This window comes from Novosphingobium sediminicola (genome assembly GCF_014196525.1).
In the GTDB taxonomy this organism is placed as follows: Bacteria; Pseudomonadota; Alphaproteobacteria; order Sphingomonadales; family Sphingomonadaceae; genus Novosphingobium; species Novosphingobium sediminicola.
The window spans coordinates 129,109-148,707 of the sequence record NZ_JACIDX010000010.1 but is presented as its reverse complement, the minus strand read 5'-3'; the positions used below and the strand labels follow the sequence as shown (position 1 = coordinate 148,707).

Annotated in this window: 16 protein-coding genes; 7 read left to right on the top strand and 9 right to left on the bottom strand. The window is 63.4% G+C overall.

The window, feature by feature from the left end:
* Positions 1–22 precede the first annotated feature (22 nt).
* The 3 genes from GGR38_RS14090 (at position 23) to GGR38_RS14080 (ending at position 3,212) form a co-directional block, all read left to right on the top strand.
* Positions 23–796 carry a uracil-DNA glycosylase family protein gene (locus GGR38_RS14090; RefSeq protein ID WP_183626582.1) on the top strand — a complete coding sequence of 258 codons (774 nt, stop codon included), beginning with the start codon at positions 23–25 and terminating at the stop codon, positions 794–796.
* Positions 797–942: 146 nt separating this feature from the next.
* The gene (locus GGR38_RS14085; RefSeq protein ID WP_183626580.1) at positions 943–2,658 is read left to right on the top strand and encodes a lytic transglycosylase domain-containing protein; all 1,716 of its coding nucleotides are present in this window, start codon (positions 943–945) and stop codon (positions 2,656–2,658) included.
* Positions 2,659–2,672: 14 nt separating this feature from the next.
* Positions 2,673–3,212 carry a molybdenum cofactor synthesis domain-containing protein gene (locus GGR38_RS14080; protein ID WP_183626578.1) on the top strand — a complete coding sequence of 180 codons (540 nt, stop codon included), beginning with the start codon at positions 2,673–2,675 and terminating at the stop codon, positions 3,210–3,212.
* Positions 3,213–3,403: 191 nt separating this feature from the next.
* Here the strand turns inward: GGR38_RS14080 and GGR38_RS14075 are convergent, their stop codons facing one another.
* Positions 3,404–4,282, bottom strand: a complete 879-nt coding sequence (locus tag GGR38_RS14075) for an arylamine N-acetyltransferase family protein (protein WP_183626576.1) — start codon at positions 4,280–4,282, stop codon at positions 3,404–3,406.
* A gap of 102 nt (positions 4,283–4,384) precedes the next feature.
* Here GGR38_RS14075 and GGR38_RS14070 point away from each other — a divergent pair, with 102 nt between their 5' ends.
* The gene (locus GGR38_RS14070) at positions 4,385–5,464 is read left to right on the top strand and encodes a PA0069 family radical SAM protein (protein ID WP_183626574.1); all 1,080 of its coding nucleotides are present in this window, start codon (positions 4,385–4,387) and stop codon (positions 5,462–5,464) included.
* On the opposite strand, the gene dnaE is transcribed toward GGR38_RS14070, so the two are convergent.
* The 6 genes from dnaE to GGR38_RS14040 all read right to left on the bottom strand — a co-directional run bounded on the left by dnaE (position 5,465) and on the right by GGR38_RS14040 (position 12,470).
* On the bottom strand, positions 5,465–9,022 hold the full coding sequence (gene dnaE, locus GGR38_RS14065; RefSeq protein ID WP_183626572.1) for a DNA polymerase III subunit alpha: 3,558 nt from the start codon (positions 9,020–9,022) through the stop codon (positions 5,465–5,467). It abuts the gene before it with no gap.
* Positions 9,023–9,123: 101 nt separating this feature from the next.
* On the bottom strand, positions 9,124–9,606 hold the full coding sequence (locus GGR38_RS14060; protein WP_183626570.1) for a glutathione peroxidase: 483 nt from the start codon (positions 9,604–9,606) through the stop codon (positions 9,124–9,126).
* A gap of 10 nt (positions 9,607–9,616) precedes the next feature.
* Positions 9,617–10,213: a GNAT family N-acetyltransferase gene (locus GGR38_RS14055; RefSeq protein ID WP_343059106.1), complete on the bottom strand. Its 597-nt coding sequence runs from the start codon at positions 10,211–10,213 to the stop codon at positions 9,617–9,619.
* Positions 10,214–10,216: 3 nt separating this feature from the next.
* On the bottom strand, positions 10,217–10,459 hold the full coding sequence (locus tag GGR38_RS14050) for a hypothetical protein (protein ID WP_183626568.1): 243 nt from the start codon (positions 10,457–10,459) through the stop codon (positions 10,217–10,219).
* Positions 10,460–10,525: 66 nt separating this feature from the next.
* Complete coding sequence (locus tag GGR38_RS14045; protein ID WP_183626566.1) at positions 10,526–11,236, bottom strand: ABC transporter ATP-binding protein; 711 nt, start codon at positions 11,234–11,236, stop codon at positions 10,526–10,528.
* Complete coding sequence (locus GGR38_RS14040; RefSeq protein ID WP_168604540.1) at positions 11,229–12,470, bottom strand: lipoprotein-releasing ABC transporter permease subunit; 1,242 nt, start codon at positions 12,468–12,470, stop codon at positions 11,229–11,231. Before GGR38_RS14040 ends, GGR38_RS14045 begins: the two co-directional genes overlap by 8 nt.
* A gap of 187 nt (positions 12,471–12,657) precedes the next feature.
* Here GGR38_RS14040 and GGR38_RS14035 point away from each other — a divergent pair, with 187 nt between their 5' ends.
* The 3 genes from GGR38_RS14035 to GGR38_RS14025 all read left to right on the top strand — a co-directional run bounded on the left by GGR38_RS14035 (position 12,658) and on the right by GGR38_RS14025 (position 16,732).
* Complete coding sequence (locus tag GGR38_RS14035) at positions 12,658–14,427, top strand: sensor domain-containing diguanylate cyclase (protein WP_183626564.1); 1,770 nt, start codon at positions 12,658–12,660, stop codon at positions 14,425–14,427.
* Positions 14,428–14,533: 106 nt separating this feature from the next.
* Positions 14,534–16,027 (top strand): amidophosphoribosyltransferase, encoded by a 1,494-nt coding sequence (gene purF, locus GGR38_RS14030; RefSeq protein WP_183626556.1) that lies wholly within the window; start codon positions 14,534–14,536, stop codon positions 16,025–16,027.
* A gap of 3 nt (positions 16,028–16,030) precedes the next feature.
* Positions 16,031–16,732, top strand: coding sequence for an SDR family NAD(P)-dependent oxidoreductase (locus GGR38_RS14025; protein WP_183626554.1), 702 nt, complete (start codon positions 16,031–16,033; stop codon positions 16,730–16,732).
* A gap of 182 nt (positions 16,733–16,914) precedes the next feature.
* Here GGR38_RS14025 and GGR38_RS14020 read toward each other — a convergent pair whose 3' ends face one another.
* Together GGR38_RS14020 and GGR38_RS14015 are read right to left on the bottom strand one after the other, a co-directional pair.
* Complete coding sequence (locus GGR38_RS14020; RefSeq protein WP_183626552.1) at positions 16,915–18,288, bottom strand: cryptochrome/photolyase family protein; 1,374 nt, start codon at positions 18,286–18,288, stop codon at positions 16,915–16,917.
* Between the two features lie 262 nt (positions 18,289–18,550).
* Positions 18,551–19,594 (bottom strand): 2-oxoacid:ferredoxin oxidoreductase subunit beta, encoded by a 1,044-nt coding sequence (locus tag GGR38_RS14015; RefSeq protein WP_183626550.1) that lies wholly within the window; start codon positions 19,592–19,594, stop codon positions 18,551–18,553.
* Positions 19,595–19,599: the final 5 nt, after the last annotated feature.

Here is a 19,599-nt window from a genome sequence, read left to right as displayed (position 1 = left end):
AATGCCGCCAATCAGGCGCGCAATGACCGCTTCCCCCCCCCTCTCGGCCCAGATCGCCGCCGCGCTCGATTGGTGGCGCGAGGCCGGGGTCAGCTATGCCTATAGCGACGAGCCGCAGGAATGGCTGGAGGAGATCGCGCAGGAAGGCGCCCCGCCGCCCCCGCCTATGATGCGGGCCAAGCCCGAACCGCCGCCTCCCCCGCCCCGCCCGCGCCTTGGCGGAGAGGTTGGGCAATGGCCCAAAACACTGGCCGATTTTGCGCCATGGTGGATGGGTGAGCCGACCTTGGACCCCACCGGCACCTCGGGCCGGGTGGCCCCGCGCGGGAATGCCGGGGCGGCGCTGATGGTGGTGGTGCCCATGCCTGAAAGCATGGATGCCGAAATGGGCGAGTTGCTGTCGGGGCCGCAGGGCAAGCTGCTGGAGGCTATGCTGCGCGTGATGAGTTTGAGCGCGCAGGATTGCTACATTGCCGCTGCGCTGCCCCGCGCGATGCCTGCGCCCGATTGGGATCTGCTGCGCCATGAAGGGATGGGCGCGATTCTGGCCCATCATATCGCGCTGGCCGCGCCGCGCCGCCTGCTCCTGCTGGGTGATCGCATCCTGCCGCTGCTCGGCCACGACCCATCGCAAAAGCCTGCCCTTTTATCACCGATTAACCAAAGTGAGGCAGGAAATGGCAGCCCGGAGGCCATCGGCACGCCCGTTCTGGCCGCTCAGGATCTGGGCATGTTGCTGGAAAACCCCCGGCGTAAGGCCGGTTTCTGGCGCAGTTGGCTGCATTGGGCCGAATAACGAGACGGAATAAGGGATTGATTTTGCGGTTACGGGATCGACAAAAGGCTGGGTCTGCGCGCGCGTTGCTTTGCGCCCTTGCCGGATTGGCGTCCGTCGCCGGAGCGCAGCCGGCCGCCGCCAATTCCGCCGCCGCCGATTATTTCATGAGCCGTGTCTCGCGCTCTGCTGTGCCCAAACTGCTGACCGAAGATGAACGCGCCTGGTACAAGGACATATTCGGCGCGATCAAGCGGCAGGATTGGGCGCGGGTTCAATCCATGTTTGCCGAGCGCCCCGATGGACCGTTGCATGGCTCGGCGCGGGCGGAATATTATCTGGCACAGGGCTCGCCCCGCATTGATCTGGCCACGCTGACCGACTGGCTGAACGCCAATCCCACGCTGCCCGAGGCCGAGCAGATCGCCGCACTGGCCATCAAACGCGGCGGCACCGCGCTGCCCACCCTGCCCCTGCCGCAGGCGCTTTATACCCAGCCCAACGCCCCACGCCGCGCCCGCCCGCGCAGCATTGCCGACGGCACTATGCCCGCCACCATCGCGCAGGGCATCAATGACAAGATCAAGCTGGACGATCCGCTGGGCGCACGACTGCTGCTCGATGGCGTCGATGCCACGCTCTCGGCCGAGGCGCGCGCCGAATGGCGGCAAAAGGTCGCATGGGCCTATTACATCAACAATCAGGATGCCGACGCCTTTGCGCTGGCTTCATCCATTGGCGACAACAGCGCGCCCATGTCCGGCGCATGGGTGGCCGAAGGGTCGTGGGTGGCGGGCCTTGCTGCGTGGCGGCTGGGCGATTGCCTGAACGCGGGCGAGGCTTTTTCCCGCACAGCCAAGGGTTCGACCAACAGTGAGTTGACCGCCGCCGCCTATTATTGGCAGGCGCGCGCGCAGGTGCGTTGCCGCCAGCCCGAAATGGCCTCGACGCCGCTGCGCGCGGCGGCGCGGCTCGATGAAACGCTCTATGGCATGATCGCCGCCGAACAACTCGGCCTGCGCCTGCCCACCGGCCATTCAACGCCCGATTTCACCGCCGCCGACTGGCAATCCCTGCGCGAAAATCCCAATATCCGCGCCGCCGTGGCTCTGGCCGAAATTGGCGAGGACGGGCTGGCCGATGATGTGCTGCGCCATCAGGCCCGCATCGGCAGCGCGGATCAGTATCAGCCCCTGTCGCGTCTTGCGCGCGATCTGGGCCTACCCGCCACGCAATTGTGGATGGCATACAACGCGCCCGGCGGCGCGGCGCCTGCCCCAGCAAGTCGTTTCCCCACGCCCAAATGGACCCCGGCCACCGGCTGGCAGGTCGATCCGGCACTGGTTTTGGCCCATACGCTTCAGGAATCGGCCTTCCGCGCCACCGCCCTGTCCAGCGCAGGCGCGCGCGGGCTGATGCAGATCATGCCCGCCGCCGCGCGCGATCATGCTGCGGCGCTGGGTGTTTCCGGCTCGGTGGGCGATCTGACGCGACCCGATGTGAATCTGGCCTTTGGCCAACAGCATTTGCAGGCGTTGAAAAACAGCGCCGCCACGCAGGGCCTGCTGCCCAAGGTGATGGCGGCCTATAATGCCGGGCCGCTGCCCGTGGCGCGCTGGAACACGCAGATCCATGACGGCGGCGACCCGATGCTCTGGATGGAATCGGTGCCCTATTGGGAAACCCGCGGCTATGTCGCCACGGTGCTGCGCAATTACTGGATGTATGAGCGGCAGGCTGGCGGCACGTCGGAAAGCCGCACCGCGCTGGCGCAGGGCCTGTGGCCGACCTTCCCCGGCCTCGATGGCGCGCGCGGGGTCAAAATGGCCGCTAATGGCGTGATTGCAGGCCCGGGCATGAACGGCTACCAAGCCACTCCATAATAAGGAGGGCGCCGATGGCCATTGACGAAACCCGCGAGTTCAAACCGATCCGCATCGCGCTCTTGACGCTGTCGGACACGCGCACATTGGACAATGATACCAGCGGCGACATTCTGGCCCAACGCATTGCGGACAAGGGCCATGTTCTGGCCACGCGCAAGATCCTGCGCGAGGATGTGCCCGCGCTGGTGGCGCAATTGGACGCATGGATCGACGACCCGGAAATCGACTGTGTGATCTCGACAGGCGGTACGGGCCTGACCGGACGCGACGTAACGCCCGAGGCGCTGGACCAGATCATCATCGCCCACAGCGGCAAGCTGATCCCCGGCTTTGGCGAACTCTTCCGCTGGCTCTCGTACAAATCCATCGGCACCAGCACCGTCCAATCGCGCGCCATGGCGATCATGGCGGGCGCGACCTATATCTTTGCCCTGCCCGGTTCGAATGGTGCGGTGAAGGATGGGTGGGACGGAATCCTGTTCGAGCAGTTGGACAGCAGGAACCGGCCTTGCAACTTTGTTGAGTTGATGCCGAGGTTGAAGGAAGTTTGAAGAAAGGATGAAGCGGGTTCTGTGCCTCCGGCGGGCAAAGGGACTCGTCCCTTTGCAATCACGTTAATGGTGCTGATTGGCGCCGCAGGCTATTAAAACTCTAACGCAGCGTCCGACACCCTTTCGTCGAACCCTTTACGTAACGCAGACAGTAACGGGAGCGCGAGGGTCCAGACCCTCGCATTTATCCTCTAAAACACCCTCAACCCCGCCACCTCATCCTCGCTCAACTCCACCCGAAACAGATCGGCCAGCATCGCGCGCCAGTCCTGCGCATGGGCGATATCCATGACATCGCCGCGCCCGCCCGCATACATGGTCAACCGCCGCCCGTTGAGCGCGGCAAAGCCGTCCTCCAGCACGATCGAGGCGATCCATGCCGTGGTGAAGCGCGTCTCGGGCTTGGTAAAGGTCCAGTGGTTTGACAGTTCAAGGTCGATGGGCGCAACTTCGTTGAGGTTGAAACTATATTGTTTCTGCCATCCCGGCGCGGTGGCGCGGCCATCGGTGGCGGCGGCGGGGCCAAGACGTTCGACCAGCCATTCGCCCGCTAACGAACCGGGCGCGCTATGGCGGGTGATGCGATGCTGCGCTCCGTCGGAGGTCTGGGCCGTTGCACCATCGGTCAGCGGCATGGGCGGCACATAGGAGCCGCCGAAACCTGCGTCGGCAATCCACGCCTGCTCATCCAGATCGACCAGCCGGAACGTATGGGTCAGCGGCGAGGCAGGAGCATCCTCGGGCAGGCCCAGCCAGACCCGCGCCAGCAAGGGCCGGTTGGCAAAGCCCATCTGCGCCAGCATCGTGCCGAACAGCCAGTTCTGCTCAAAGCAATAGCCGCCACGCGCACCCATCACCAACTTGCCAAAGATCGCATCGGGATCGAGGCTGATCCCGCGCCCAAGCATGACATCCATGTTTTCAAAGCCGATGTTCATGCGATGCGCGCGCTGGAGAACAGCCAACCCCTCGGCGGTGGGTTTGACCGGGGCGGCAAGGCCGATTCGCGCCAAATAGAGCGCAAGGCGGTCGGCATCGGTGGGAATCAGGCTGGCGTAAGGCGCGGACATGGAAGGGATTCCGGATAAGAGAACGTCGCGGATCTGTTTAGTCGGCGCGGGGCGCAATAGCCAGCGCTTGCGCATTTGTTCTTTTTATGTTCTTTATGCGCCATGGTTTCGTCTCCCCCTCCCCGCGGCCGCGGCGCGCAAAGCGGCGCGCTCTCCACCCGCTTTGCCCTGCCCGGGCGCGAGGCGGATGGCGACTGGTTGGATGCGCTGGAGGATGTCGATGGCGGCCCGCCGCCGCTGCGCACCACCGTTACCGAAGAGGCCGCGCGCAAGATCATCTCGCGCAACAAGTCGCCCGATGTGCCTTTCGACCGTTCGATCAACGCCTATCGCGGGTGTGAGCATGGCTGCATCTATTGCTATGCCCGGCCCACCCATGCCTATCTCGACCTCTCGCCGGGACTGGATTTTGAAAGCCGCCTGTTTGCCAAACCCGAGGCGGCGCGGCTGTTGCGACGGGAATTGAGCGCGCGCGGCTATTCCCCCGCGCCGATTGCGATGGGGACGAACACCGATCCCTATCAACCGATCGAGGCGCGCTATCGCCTGACGCGGCAGATATTGGAGGTGTGCCTTGAAACGCGCCATCCCGTCACGATCACCACCAAATCCGACCGGGTGCTGCATGATCTCGACCTGTTGGCCGAACTGGCACAGCGTCGGCTGACGGCGGTGGCGATTTCGGTGACGTCGCTGGATGCGCGGCTGTCGCGCCTGCTCGAACCGCGCGCGGCAAGTCCCTTCAAGCGTTTGGACGCAATCGAGAAATTGAGCGCGGCGGGGGTGCCGGTCTGGGTCAACGTCTCGCCCATCGTGCCCGCGATCACCGAGGAATGGATCGAGCGCATTCTGGAAGAAGCCGCCGCGCGCGGGGTGCGCGGGGCAAGCTGGATCATGCTGCGCCTGCCCCATGAGGTCGCACCGCTGTTTCGCGAATGGCTGGAGGCGCATTTCCCCGACCGCGCGGACAAGGTCATGCATATCGTGCAATCGCTGCGCGGCGGGGCCGATTATCAGAGCGATTTCTTCACCCGAATGAAGCCGCAGGGCGTCTGGGCAGATCTGATCCGCGCGCGCTTTCGCATTGCCAAGGCGCGATTGGGCCTTGGCGACCACCGCGCAGATCTGGACATCACCCAGTTCCGCCCGCCGCGCCGCGATGGCCAGATGGCGCTGTTTTGATCAGGCCACCAGCCGCAGATGCCCGCCTGCCCGCGTTGGTTTCAACGAGACATTGGCCACCCCGTCCAGCCCCGCGATCAGATCGGTCAATTCGCCATCAAGCAGGAAATCGCGCCCCAGACGCAGGCGCGGCTCCTGCGCCCCGCCGGTTTTCAACAGCACCTCCACTGTGCCCAGCCCGCCGCGCGGCAGGATCGAGGCCAGTTCGGCAAACACATCGGGCCGCGCCACTTCAAGGCTCAGCGTCATCTTGGCCGCCGCCTTGATTTCCGACAGGGCCTGCGCGCCCCGCACCGTCACGCGCGGCGGCTCCTCCGGGCTGGGGCTGTCGAGTTCGACAGTAAGCAGCACGCAGGCGCCCTCCTTGGCCCAGTTCACGAAGCTGTCCACCAGCGTTTCTTCAAAGCACGAAGCCGAGAAATTGCCCGACTGATCCGAGAAATCGGCCATGATGAAGTCCTTGCCGCGCTTGGTTTTGCGCTTCTGGACGTTTTCGACCATGGCGGCCATCACCGCACTGGTGCGGCCCGCAACGCCGCTGGCCAAAAGGCTGGAATGGCTGCGCGCGCCATTGGCGCTGGCCACGGCGCGCCATTGTTCGACCGGATGGGCGGCGAAATAGAAGCCGAAATTCTCGCGCTCCTTGGCCATCTGGTCGCTGCGGCTCCACGGCGTTGCCTCATTCAGGCGGATCGCGCCTGCGCCCGCATCCTCGCCGCCGAACAATCCATGCTGGCCGCTGGTGCGGGTGCGCTCGGCCTCGTCGGCCACGGCCAGCAGCATATCGGCATTGGCCATCACCTTGGCCCGGTTGGGTTCGAGCGCGTCAAACGCCCCGCTGGCCGCCAGACCTTCGAGCATGCGCCGGTTGAGCGAGCCATAGGGGACGCGCGTGAACAGGTCGGCCAGATCCTTGAACGGGCCATTGGCCTGCCGCTCGGCCACGACAACTTCCATCGCCTTTTCGCCAACATTGCGGATGCCCGCCAAGGCATAGCGCACCTGATGGCCATCGGCGGTCTGTTCAACCATGAATTCGGCCTCGGAATGGTTGAGGCAGGGCCCAGCCACCGCGATCCCGTTGCGCCGCATATCATCGACAAAAATCGCAAGCTTTTCTGACTGATGCATATCGAAGCACATGGCCGCGGCATAGAATTCATGCGGATAATGCGCCTTGAACCACGCCGTCTGATAGGCGAGCAAGGCATAGGCAGCGGCGTGCGATTTGTTGAAACCATAGCCCGCGAACTTGTCGATAATGTCGAACAGTTCGTTGGCCTTGTCCTTGTCGATATCCGACACTTCGCGGCATCCGATGACGAAGCGCAGGCGCTGGGCGTCCATTTCGGCCTGCACCTTCTTGCCCATCGCGCGGCGCAGAAGGTCAGCATCGCCCAGCGAGTAGCCCGCCAGGATCTGCGCGGCCTGCATCACCTGTTCCTGATAGACGAAAATCCCGTAGGTTTCAGCCAGAATGCCCGAGAGTTTCTCATGCGGATATTCGATCGGCGCCATACCGTTCTTGCGCTGGCCGAACAGAGGAATATTGTCCATCGGGCCGGGACGGTACAGCGAGACGAGCGCGATAATGTCGCCGAAATTGGTCGGCTTCACCGCCGCCAGCGTGCGCCGCATGCCTTCGGATTCGAGCTGGAACACGCCGACTGTATCGCCGCGCTTCAACAGATCATACACATCGGAATCGTCCCAAGGCAGGGTGGACAGGTCGATGCTGATCCCCCGCCGCCCCAGCAGATCCACTGCCTTGCGCAGGATCGAGAGCGTTTTGAGGCCCAAAAAGTCGAATTTGATGAGGCCGGTATTCTCGACATATTTCATGTCGAACTGGGTCACCGGCATGTCCGAACGCGGATCGCGATAGAGAGGGACCAGTTGTTCCAGAGGGCGATCCCCGATCACCACGCCCGCCGCGTGGGTCGAACTGTTGCGCGGCATGCCCTCCAACTGCATCGCCAGATCGATCAGGCGCTTGACCTCGGGGTCATTGGTATATTCGCGGTGCAGTTCCTGCACGCCGTTGAGCGCGCGTTCAAGCGACCACGGATCGGTCGGATGGTTGGGCACCATCTTGGTCAGGCGGTCGACCTGACCATAGGACATCTGAAGAATACGCCCCGTATCGCGCAGAACGGCGCGCGCCTTCAACTTACCAAAGGTGATGATCTGCGCCACATGGTCCGCGCCATATTTGCGCTGAACATAGCGGATCACCTCGCCGCGCCGCGTTTCGCAAAAGTCGATGTCGAAGTCGGGCATCGACACACGTTCGGGGTTGAGGAAACGTTCAAAGAGCAGGCCCAGCCGCAGCGGGTCAAGGTCAGTGATGGTCAGCGCCCATGCGACCAGCGAACCCGCGCCCGAGCCGCGCCCCGGCCCCACGGGAATGTCATTCTGCTTGGCCCATTGGATAAAGTCGGCCACGATCAGGAAGTAACCGGCAAAGCCCATGCGGTTGATGATGCCGGTCTCGAAATCGAGCCGTTTGGCATATTCGAGGAAACTCTCGTCGACGCCCAGCAGCCGCAACGCCTCATAGTGTTCCTCGGGGGCGGCCAGAGCCTTGTCCAGCGTCGCCTCGTCCACGCCCGGCCAATAGGGGGCCAGACGCTTGGCCAGACCCGCCCGCGCGTGATCAACCATCATGCGCGCTTCGCCTTCCTTGTCGCCGGCCAGCGAGGGCAGCAGCGGCTTGCGCTTGGGCGGCTCGAAGGCGCAGCGCTGCGCAATCACCAGCGTGTTGGCAAGCGCTTCGGGCAAGTCGGAGAACAGGTGCTCCATCAGTTCGGCGCTGCGCACCCATTGCTGGGGGTTGGAGCGTTTGCGTTCGGGCGCATCGACATGGGTCGAACCGGCGATGCAGAGCATGGCGTCATGGGCCGCGCTGTCCTTGGCATCGGCAAAGTGCGCAGGATTGGTCGCCACCAGCGGAATGTCGCGGGCGTAGGCAAGGTCGATCAACGCCTCTTCGCTGCCGTCCTCGGCCGGATCGCCGGTGCGGGCGATCTCGATATAAAGCCGGTTGGGGAAGGCCACCTGCAACGCATCGGCATAGCGCAGCGCCGCCTCGTTCTGCCCCTCGGCAAACATGCGGGCCAAGGCCCCCTCGCCCGCCCCGGTCAGGCAGAGCAACCCATCGGTATGTCCATCAAGGTCGGACAGGCGCACATGGGGATCAAATTCCAGCGGGCGTTCAAGGTGTGCCTTGGACACCAGATGGCACAGATTGTTCCACCCCGCCTCGTTCTGGGCCAGCAGCACCACCGCGTCGATCTGGGGCGCCGATGGCAGCACGCCGCCGCCCTCCCCGCTGGGTCGCGCAATGGAGAGCAGCGCGCCGATAATCGGCTGCACGCCCATATCCTTGCACGCCCCGGCATAGGCGGGCGCGCAGTAAAGCCCGTTGCGATCCGTGACCGCCATGGCGGGAAAATTGTGCTTCTTCGCCAGCTTGGCCATCGCCTTGGGGTCAATGGCGCCATCCAGCATGGTGAAGCTGGAATAGACATGCAGCGGGACGTAGGAAGAATGAGCCATGATCAGGACCCTAGGGCGCGGGGGGCCGTTTCATCAATCGGCGCGGCGCGGCGCCCTGTGGATGATATGTGCGTAAACCTGTGGCCAATGCTGTGGAAAATTCAGAGGATATTTTCGATGGCCCCGGCAATCGCCTCCGGCTTAACATTGGGGGCGAAACGGCGAACCACGCGGCCATCGCGCCCGATCAGGAATTTGGTGAAATTCCACTTGATCTTCTTGGTGCCGAGTATCCCCGGCGCGCTGTCCTTCAGCCAGTTCCACAGCGGATCGGCATCCGGGCCGTTGACCTCGACCTTGCCCATCAGCGGAAAGGACAGGCCGAAATTGACGCGACAAAATTCGCCGATCTCCTCCGCGCTGCCCGGTTCCTGCCCGCCGAACTGGTTGCAGGGAAAGGCGATGACTTCAAACCCTCGATCTCCATAATCGCGCCACAGCTTTTCAAGGCCATCATATTGCGGGGTAAATCCGCATTTGCTGGCCGTGTTTACCACCAGCAGCACCTTGCCCAACCGGTCGGCCAGCGAGATGGTTTCGCCATTGGGGAGGTGGGCGGTGAAATCGGCAATCGTCTGGGGCATCGGGGGTTTCCTATCGGTCCAGCAGCGCGTCAAGATGGCGGCGAATGCCCGGCCATTCAATATCCAGGATCGAATAGACCACCGTATCGCGCCGCCGCTCGCCATAATCGGGGTCATACATGACATTATGACCGCGCAGGATGCCGTCCTGTTTCGCGCCCAGGCGTTCGATGGCGCGGCGGCTGGTATGGTTCAGCGCATCGGTGCGGATCTGAACGCAATGGACGCCCAGCACATCAAACGCATGGCCCAGCAGAAGCTTCTTGGCCTCGGTGTTCAGCCCGGTGCGCCGCACGCGGGGGGCATAAAGCGTGTTGCCGATCTCCACCCGCCGCGCGGCTGCGTTCATCCGCATATAACGCGTGGTGCCCGCAACCACGCCATCGGCGTCGAGCACCGCAAACACCTGCGCCCGGCCCGCCGCCGTCTCGGCCTCGGCCCGGTCCAGCCAGCTTTCGATTGTTTCGGCACTGGGCAAACCGCCCGCAAAAGTCCGCTCGAAACCCGTCGACAAGGCCGCCAGCAGATCGTGTCGATCCGCGCGTTGCAGCGGGCGCAATGTCACATGGCGCCCGCGCAACACCGGCAGATCAGGCCAGTGGGTCACGCCTCATTCCGCATGGGGGAAATCATCGCGCCCATACAATTCCATGATTTCATCCACCTTCATCCGGTGATCGCCCACGCGCTCGATCTCATAGCGTTCGCGTTCGGGCGCATCGAGCAGCGCGATATAGCGCACCAGATCGGCCAGAGTACCACGCCGCACCGTCTTCAACTCGTCCAGCAACCCGCCGCCATCGTTGGCCAGATGCAGCGCCACGGTTTCCTGCCAGTTGATCAGTTTGGTCATGGATCTCTCCTTGTTTTGCGCCCTTCCACCTTCATGTGGGGGGCACGCTGTTAACCTTCAAGCGGTCTACTCAGAATTGCCTACCTGTTCATTTGGCGCCGGTTCATAATGCAATCGCCCTTCGTGCAATCGCAAGACCCTGTCCATGCGCAGCGCCAGTCGCTCATTATGCGTGGCGATCAGCGCGGCCGCGCCGCTTTCGCGTACAAGGCGCAGGAATTCGTCGAACACGCGGTCGGCGGTCGCCTCGTCCAGATTGCCCGTGGGTTCATCGGCCAGCACCAGACGCGGGCGATTGGCCAGCGCGCGGGCCACGGCCACGCGCTGCTGCTCGCCGCCCGACAATTGGTTGGGGCGATGCGTCACGCGCGAGGACAGGCCCAGCGCGCCCAGCAATTCGCGCGCCCTGCCCTCGGCCTCCCCCTGCGCATGGCCCGCGACCAGTTGGGGCATCACGACATTTTCCATCGCCGTGAAATCGGGCAGCAGATGGTGGAACTGATAGACAAAGCCGATGGACGAGCGGCGCAGATCGGTGCGCTGATCGCCGTTCATCGCGCTGGCATCTTGGCCCGCCACCTCGATCCGCCCGCCAAAACCGCCCTCCAGCAGGCCGACCGCCTGGAGCATCGTCGATTTGCCCGAACCCGAAGGGCCAAGCAGCGCGACGATCTCGCCCGGCATGATCGACAGGTCGATGCCCTTGAGCACCTCGATCCGCACCCCGCCCTGCTCAAAGGCCCGCGTCAGGCCGGTCAGTTTCAGCACCTCACTCATAACGCAGCACCTGCACAGGGTCCGTGCTCGCCGCCTTGAACGCGGGGAACAGCGTGAACACAAAAGACAGGCCCAAAGCCATCGCCACGATCCCGATCACCTCGACCGGATCGGACCGGCTGGGCAATTCGGTCAGAAAGCGGATCTTGGGGTCCCACAATTGCTGGCCCGTCACCATCTGCACGAAATTCAGCACATTCTGGCGATAGAACAGGAAGACAAAGCCCAACACCAGCCCCGCCCCGGTCCCCAGCGAGCCGATGACCGCGCCGATGGTCAGAAAGATCTTCATGATCGAACGCCGCGACGCGCCCATCGTGCGCATGATCGCAATGTCGCGCGTCTTGGCCCGCACCAGCATGATCAGGCTGGACAGAATGTTGAACGAGGCCACCAGCACGATCAGCGACAGCACCACAAAGGTCACCACCCGGTCCACTGCCAGCGCATCGAACAATTGCGCGTTGATCGTTTTCCAGTCGGTAATGGTCGCCTGCCCGGCCAGTTTTTTGCCCAAAGGCGCCAGCATTTCGGCGGCCTTGTCGGCATTGTCGGTCTTGACCTCGATCATGCCGATGGAATCGCCGGTCAGCAGCAGCGTCTGCGCGTCGGCGATCGGCATGATGACAAAGGCATTGTCATAGTCATAGATCCCCACCTCAAAGATCGCGCCCACCTGATAGGCGACCTGACGCGGGACCGTGCCAAAGGGCGTGTCGCGCCCGGTGGGGTTGATAACGGTGATGCTGTCGCCCACCCGTGCGCCAAGGCTTTCGGCCAGACGCGCGCCGATGGCCACCATGCCGCTGTCGGGCGTGATCGCATCCATAGAGCCGGAAATCACCTTGGACTTCATCGCGGCAATATCGGGCGCGGTCTGTCCGCGCACCAGAATGGCCTCGACCCGCCCGTTAAAGGTGGTCAGCAAGGGCTGCTCGATCAGCGGGCTGGCCTTGACCACGCCGGGCGTGGCGCGGACATCCTTGAGCACCTGCTCCCAATTATCGAGTCGCCCGCCATAGGCCTGAATGATCGCATGGCCGTTGAGCCCGACGATCTTATCCAGCAGTTCGGCGCGAAATCCGTTCATCACGCTCATCACCACAACCAGCGCGGCCACCCCCAGCGCAACCGCCACAAGGCTGATCCCGGCCACCAGGGCGATAAAGGCCTCGCCGCGCCCCGGAAGCAGATAGCGTTTTGCCACTGTCCATTCAAAACGATTGAGAATCACGGAAATATTGCGCCTGTTTCCTGCGGCCCGAACGGGCATCCGATGCAGGATTTAGGCGCGCGGCGCCAAGCGCGCAACGCACAATCCCACATCCGGGCAAAACACTCGGCAACAGAAAGGGTTTCCCCGCCTTTCGGCATGCAGCCTAAAGACGAAATTAACCCTTTTATCCGTACATTCCCCTTCCATGAGATTACGCATTCCGCCAATCCAGGACCATACGCCTCCCGGCTTTGCCATTCTGGGGCTGGTCTATTTCCTTTGCGCGCAACTGGGCACCAGCTTTGCCCAGATCGATCATGGAAACAGCTTCCTCTGGCCCGCAGGGGCGGTGCTGACGGCATCGCTGGCAACGGTTTCGACGCGGGGATGGCTGCCGCGGATTGCAGCCTGCACGCTGGCCTCGGCGCTGGTAACCGGGATGTGGGGCGCGGGATGGATCGCTGCGCCGGTCATGGCGCTGGCCCATATGTCCGAAGCCGTGCTGGCCGCGCTGCTGATGCGCCGCCTGTTGCCCAAGAGCGAACAGGTCGGCTCGCTCAACTGGCTGATGGGTCTGCTCTTCGGCGTTTCGGTCTGCACCCCGTTGTTGGGCGCCAGCCTTAGCCTTGCCGCCCTGTCGATAGCCGGCCATGGCGAGGCGCTGCAGAATTTCCGCAACTGGTATTACAGCCACAGCCTTGGACTGATGATCTTCCTGCCTTGCTTTACCGTGCTGGCCCATTCGCAGCGGCGCGGCAGGCGGTTTCTGTTCGACCGCCCGCGCTGGCCGGTGGCGCTGGGCTTTCCCATCGCGATGGCGGTGGTGGCCACGCTCTGCTTTGCCCAGACTATGATCCCGGTGCTGTTCCTGCCCATCCTGCTGCTGGTAGTGTCGACGGTGTTTGTCGATCTGGCCACGCTTTCGCTGATGTATGTCATTCTGGCGGTGATCGGCTTGTGGTTTGTGCGCGGGGGCGACAGCGCACTGGCATTAAGCGGCCACAGCATCGGGCGACAACTGCAATTCCTTCAGGTCTATCTGGCCTCCACCGCGCTGGCCATCATGCCGGTGACCAGCGCCATCCAGCATATGCGCCACCTGCTGGCCCGGCTGCGCGAAAGCGAGACGCGCTATCGCCTGCTGGCGGAGAATTCGACCGACATCATTTTGTCCACCGATCCTTTGGGCAAGATCCGCTTTGCCTCGACCTCGATCCAGCAACTGGCGCGGCGCGACCCCAAGCGCATGATCGGCCATCCCGCGCTGCGCCTTGTCGCGCCGCGCCACCGCCGCGCGGTGGTGGATGCATATCGCCGCGCGCTATCGGCCAAGGGCAATTCGATTGAGGTCGAATTTCTGGGCCTGCCGCGCAATGCCGCGCCCCGCTGGTACGAGGCGCATATGCGCGCCGTGCTGGACGAGGCCGGACAGGTCGAAAGCGTGGTCAGCGTGGTGCGCGACATGTCCGAGCGCAAGGCTTATGAAAACGCTCTGGCCCGCGCGGCGTTGACCGACGAATTGACCGGCCTGCCCAATCGCCGCCTGTTCCTTGATACGATCAATGGCTGCATTGCGCGGGGACAAACCGGCTGCGTGGCGCTGATCGACCTTGATTTCTTCAAGAACGTCAATGACAGCTATGGCCATGCGGCGGGCGATGCGGTCTTGCGCACCTTTGCCGCTGTGGCGCGTCAGGGCCTGCGCGGGACCGATATGCTGGCTCGCATCGGCGGCGAGGAATTCGCCCTGCTGCTGCCCGGCGCCAGCATCGAGGTGGGCGAACGGATCTGCGCGCGTCTGGGCAAAACGCTGGCCCATGCCGCGACGATTTATGACGGCCATGAAATCTTTGTCACCACGAGCATCGGCCTTGCCCGGCTCGGCTCCTGCGCCGACAGCGCCATGGCCGAGGCCGATCAGGCGCTCTATGCGGCCAAGGGCGCAGGCCGCGATCGGCTCTCCATCGCGGCCTGAATCATATGTCATGAACCGGGGCCTTGCTTTGTCGGGCAACAAGCGCCAAATGCGCGCGCCCCGCGCCGCCACGGCGCATTGTCATCGAAGAGTCGCATCCACCCGCATGACCAGCATCAGCCAACACGCCGCCCTTTCCGACGCTTTCCGCGATGAAACCCCATGGGATGTGGGTGATGACGGAGACACGCTGCATGAAGAATGCGGCATCTTCGGCGTCATCGGCGCGCGCTCGGCCTCCTCGGTGGTGGCGCTCGGCCTGCATGCGCTGCAGCATCGCGGACAGGAAGCCGTCGGCATCACCAGCTTTGACGGCGGCGAATTCTTTTCCCATCGCGGGATCGGCCATGTCGCCCATGTGTTCAAGAATCAGGACATCTTTGCCGACCTGCCCGGCATGATGGCTTCGGGCCATGTGCGCTATTCCACCACGGGCGGTTCGGGCCTGCGCAACATCCAGCCGCTGTTTGCCGATCTTGCCGACGGTGGTTTCTCCATCGCGCATAATGGCAATATTTCCAATGCGATGACGCTGAAGCGCGATCTGGTGCATAAGGGTTCGATTTTCCAGTCGACCTCTGACACCGAAGTCATCATCCACCTTGTCGCCACCAGCCGCTATCCCACGCTGCTCGACCGTTTCGTCGATGCGCTGCGCCTGATCGAGGGCGCTTATGCGCTGATCTGCACCACGCCGGCGGGCATGATCGCCTGCCGCGATCCGCTGGGCATCCGCCCGCTGGTGATGGGCCGCATCGGCAGCTCGGTGGTGTTTGCCTCCGAAACCGTGGCTCTCGACGTGGTAGGCGCCGATTTCGAGCGCGAGGTCGAGCCGGGCGAATTGCTGGTGGTCGATCACAATGGCGTGATTTCCAGCCATCGCCCGTTTGGCGATCCGGCCCCCCGCCCCTGCATCTTTGAGCAGGTCTATTTCAGCCGCCCCGATTCGATTCTGGGCGGGCAATCGGTCTATCAGTCGCGCCGCCAGATCGGCGTCGAACTGGCCAAGGAAGCGCCTGCGGATGCCGATCTGGTCGTGCCGGTCCCGGACTCGGGCGTGCCTGCGGCCATCGGTTATGCCGCCGAAAGCGGCATCCCCTTCGAACTGGGCATCATCCGCAGCCACTATGTCGGCCGCACCTTTATCCAGCCGGGCGACAGCAAGCGCCATGCCGAGGTAAAGCGCAAGCATAACGCCAACCGCGCGCTGGTGGCGGGCAAGCGCATCGTGCTGATCGACGATTCGATCGTGCGAGGCACCACCTCGCTCAAGATCGTGCAGATGATGCGCGATGCGGGCGCCAGCGAAGTGCATATGCGCATCGCCAGCCCGCCGACCGACCATTCCTGCTTCTATGGCGTCGATACGCCCGAGCGCAGCAAGCTGCTGGCCGCGCGGATGGATCTGGAAGCGATGGCCGATTACATTCAGGCCGACAGCCTGGCCTTCGTTTCCATCGACGGCCTCTATCGCGCCGTGGGCCAGCAGGATCGCAATGCGAAATGCCCGCAATTCTGCGACGCCTGCTTCACCGGCGAATATCCGACGCAATTGACCGACTATGACGCCGATGCGGTGGCGGGCGAGACCGAGGCCTAACCGATGAACCTGTCCGGCAAGATCGCTCTCGTCACCGGCGCAAGCCGCGGGATCGGCGCGGCCACGGCGCAGGCTTTGGCCGCGGCGGGTGCGCATGTCATCATCACGGGCCGCGATGTGAAGGCGCTGGAAGGCGTCGAGCAGGCGATCCACGAGGCGGGCGGCACCGCCACCATCGCCCCGATGGACCTGCTCGAACAAGATGCCATCACGCGCCTTGCCGAGGCCGTGGCGGGGCGCTGGGGCAAGCTGGACGTGATGGTGGTCAATGCGGGCATCCTGCCCACGCTGATGCCGGTGGTCGATATTGACCAGAAGGCGCTGGGCAAGGCGGTTTCGACCCACCTGCTGGCCACACAGGCGCTGCTGGCCGCGTTTGATCGCCTGCTGCGCAAGAGCGAGGCCGGGCGCGTGATCGGCATCACCACCACGGTGGCGACTCAGCCGCGCGCTTTTTGGGGCGCCTATGCTGCCACCAAGGCCGCGCAGGAGGTCCTGCTCGACTGCTATGCGCAGGAGGTGGCGAATATTTCCTCGGTGAAGGTGGCGATTGTTAATCCCCGCGCAACCCGCACCGCGATGCGCGCCAAGGCCTATCCGGGCGAAGATCCCAAGAGTGTCAAAGACCCCGCGGTCGTGGCCGATGCGGTGGTCGAGCTGATCGGGCAGGATTTCGCCAGCCCGCACCGGATCACCATTAACTAAGATCAGCAACGGATAGTTCATTGCATTTTGCGAATATGCCTGTGTCGCGGATATCTATCAGCGACCGGGCATAGCGTATTTAGTGCGAAGCGCTGCTGCCCGAGCCCTATAGCAGGCGCGACTGCTGGCCGTTCGTGGACATGCCCCTCGCCACGAACCCCCGACCGGTCGCGCCTGTTTTTCTATCCCTTCATCATCCTATAGGCCGCCAGCGCTCTTTCGCGCCCCTCGACGTGGCCGACAATCGGCATCGGATAGGCGCAGCGACGGCGCGTGATCGGGGTGGGATCGTGGATCTCGCCCTCATCCAGATCGGCCAGTTCGGGCACCCAGCGGCGGATATAATCGCCCGCCTCAAACTTGGGGCTTTGGGTCAGAGGGGCCATGATGCGGGTAAACTGATTTGCGTCCACGCCCGATCCCGCCGACCACTGCCAATTGACCGCGTTCTGGCCATAATCGGCATCGACCAGCGTATCCCAGAACCATTGCTCGCCATGACGCCAGTCGATCAACAGATGTTTGATGAGGAAACTGGCGACGATCATCCGCACCCGATTGTGCATCCACCCCGACACCCACAATTCGCGCATTCCCGCGTCCACGATAGGATAGCCGGTCATGCCCGTCTGCCATGCCTTCAACTCATCGGGGGCATCGCGCCATGGCATGGCCTCGAAATCGGGCTTGGCCGAATGGGCGCCGTAATCGGGAAATTCGGCAATGATATTCTGCGCATAATCGCGCCAGCCCAGTTCGGAAAGGAACACATCGACCGAGCCGCCCTGATCCATCGCCGCATGCCACAGGGTTGCAGGGCTGATCTCGCCAAAGGCCAGATGAGGCGAGAGGCGGCTGGTGCCGGGGCGCGAAGGGAGATTGCGGCGTTCTTCGTAAAGGTTTGAGCGGGGGAGGAACGCTTCGAGGCGATCCTGCGCGCCGCCCTCGCCGGGGGTCCATTCAGCGCGGAAACCCGGCGCCCAGTCGGGGCGGGTGGGCAGCAAGGCCCAGTCGTCCAGCGCATCACTGGCCGGCCAAGCCTCAGGCGCGGGGATTTTTGCGGGCGCGAGTCTAGGCTCTGCGGGCGGCATCCGCAATTGCACCTGACGCCAGAACGGCGTGTAAATGCGATAGGGCGTCCCCGCCCCCGTCGTCACGCTGCCGGGAGGGATCAGAAAATTGCCGTCATGCAGGTGCAGGTCCAAACCCTTGCGCCTGATCGCTTTTTCGGCATTGCGCCACCACGGCTCGTAATGATGCAACCCATGGATTTCCCGCGCGCCCGTCTCAGCCGCCAGTTGCGCCAAAACCTCCGCCGCCGCGCCGCGCCGCAGGATCAACCGGCTGCCGAGCGCCTCCAAATCCCGCGCGAGGCTTTCGAGCGAGCCATGCAGCCACCAGCGCGATGCCCCGCCTAATTTGCGGTGCTTGGGCGTTTCATCATCCAGCACATAGACCGGGATCACCGGCGCGCCGGAGTGCGCCGCCGCCATCACCGCCGCCTGATCGGCAAGGCGAAGATCGCGGCGGAACCAAAGGAGGATGGGTTGGGTCATCGGTTGGGGGTAGTAAGTGGGGCGCGGTTGGGAAGATGGTAGAAGGGGAAGTTTTGGAAAAAGTTGCCTCCGGCGGGCAAAGGGTCTCGGACCCTTTGCAATCCCATTGTGGGGTGGTGGGCCCGATAGGGCGATGAAATAATAAAAGCCTGCGGCGCTTAGCTAAAGGCGCCGCAGGCTTTCAATTTCAAACGCTGCAAAGGTCAACCAGTAACGGGATTGCAAAGGGTCAAGACCCTTTGCCCGCCGGAGGCCCTTACCCTTAAACTCCCGACAAAGGCCCCTGATCCTCCGGCTGCACCGTCCAGGTCTGGCCCTTGGCGAGCAGCTTGGCGAGGTTGGCCACCTTGCCTTCGCGCGCCACGGCGTCCTGACCCAGCAGGGCCGATTCATAGGTCGGGCGCGGATCGTCATAGATCACGCCCAGAGCGACCGGAAACAGCGCCATCGGCAATTCGACCAGCATATGCGCGATCGTACGGTTCTTGACGTCATGCACCAGCACGCCCGCGGCCTGCCAATCGCCATCGACGACATCGACGATTTCCAGATGCAGATGATCGGTGTTCAGGCGCAGACCCTGCGTGCCCTTGTTAAACAGCATCGGCTCGCCATCCTTCAGCCAGAGCTGGCGGGTGTCAGCCACGGCCTTCTCGGTAAAGTCGGCAAAGCGGTCCTTGTTATAGACGATGCAGTTCTGGAAGATTTCCACGAAAGCCGCGCCCTGATGGGCATGAGCCGCCTTCAGCACTTCGCCCAGATTCTTCGACGTATCGAAACCGCGCGCGATGAAACGAGCGCCCGCACCCAGCGCAAAGGCGCAAGGCTGCATCGGACGGTCCACGCTGCCCAACGGAGTGGTCGGGCTGCTGGTGCCTTCGCGGCTGGTGGGCGAATACTGGCCCTTGGTCAGACCGTAGATCTCATTGTTGAACAACAGGATCTGCGAATTGATGTTGCGGCGCAGGAAGTGCATCGTGTGGTTGCCGCCGATGGACATGCCATCGCCGTCGCCCGTCACCAGCCAGACGTCGAGTTCGGGATTGGCCAGCTTCAGCCCCGTGGCGAAAGCAGGCGCACGGCCATGGATCGTGTGGAAACCATAGCTCGACACATAATAGGGGAAGCGGCTGGAGCAGCCGATGCCCGACACGAACACGGTCTTGGCCGGGTCAGCACCCAGTTCGGGCAGCGTGCGCTGCACCGCTTTCAGGATCGCATAGTCACCGCAGCCCGGGCACCAGCGAACTTCCTGATCCGATTCCCAGTCCTTGAGGGTCGTCTTGATGGCGGTCATTTCGTTCATCGATC

Coding starts and splice junctions, on each gene's coding strand:
- GGR38_RS14090 (WP_183626582.1), top strand. CDS start 23: ATGACCGCTTCCCCCCCCCTCTCGGCCCAGATCGCCGCCGCGCTCGAT.
- GGR38_RS14085 (WP_183626580.1), top strand. CDS start 943: ATGAGCCGTGTCTCGCGCTCTGCTGTGCCCAAACTGCTGACCGAAGAT.
- GGR38_RS14080 (WP_183626578.1), top strand. CDS start 2,673: ATGGCCATTGACGAAACCCGCGAGTTCAAACCGATCCGCATCGCGCTC.
- GGR38_RS14075 (WP_183626576.1), bottom strand. CDS start 4,282: ATGTCCGCGCCTTACGCCAGCCTGATTCCCACCGATGCCGACCGCCTT.
- GGR38_RS14070 (WP_183626574.1), top strand. CDS start 4,385: ATGGTTTCGTCTCCCCCTCCCCGCGGCCGCGGCGCGCAAAGCGGCGCG.
- dnaE (WP_183626572.1), bottom strand. CDS start 9,022: ATGGCTCATTCTTCCTACGTCCCGCTGCATGTCTATTCCAGCTTCACC.
- GGR38_RS14060 (WP_183626570.1), bottom strand. CDS start 9,606: ATGCCCCAGACGATTGCCGATTTCACCGCCCACCTCCCCAATGGCGAA.
- GGR38_RS14050 (WP_183626568.1), bottom strand. CDS start 10,459: ATGACCAAACTGATCAACTGGCAGGAAACCGTGGCGCTGCATCTGGCC.
- GGR38_RS14045 (WP_183626566.1), bottom strand. CDS start 11,236: ATGAGTGAGGTGCTGAAACTGACCGGCCTGACGCGGGCCTTTGAGCAG.
- GGR38_RS14035 (WP_183626564.1), top strand. CDS start 12,658: ATGAGATTACGCATTCCGCCAATCCAGGACCATACGCCTCCCGGCTTT.
- purF (WP_183626556.1), top strand. CDS start 14,534: ATGACCAGCATCAGCCAACACGCCGCCCTTTCCGACGCTTTCCGCGAT.
- GGR38_RS14025 (WP_183626554.1), top strand. CDS start 16,031: ATGAACCTGTCCGGCAAGATCGCTCTCGTCACCGGCGCAAGCCGCGGG.
- GGR38_RS14020 (WP_183626552.1), bottom strand. CDS start 18,288: ATGACCCAACCCATCCTCCTTTGGTTCCGCCGCGATCTTCGCCTTGCC.
- GGR38_RS14015 (WP_183626550.1), bottom strand. CDS start 19,594: ATGAACGAAATGACCGCCATCAAGACGACCCTCAAGGACTGGGAATCG.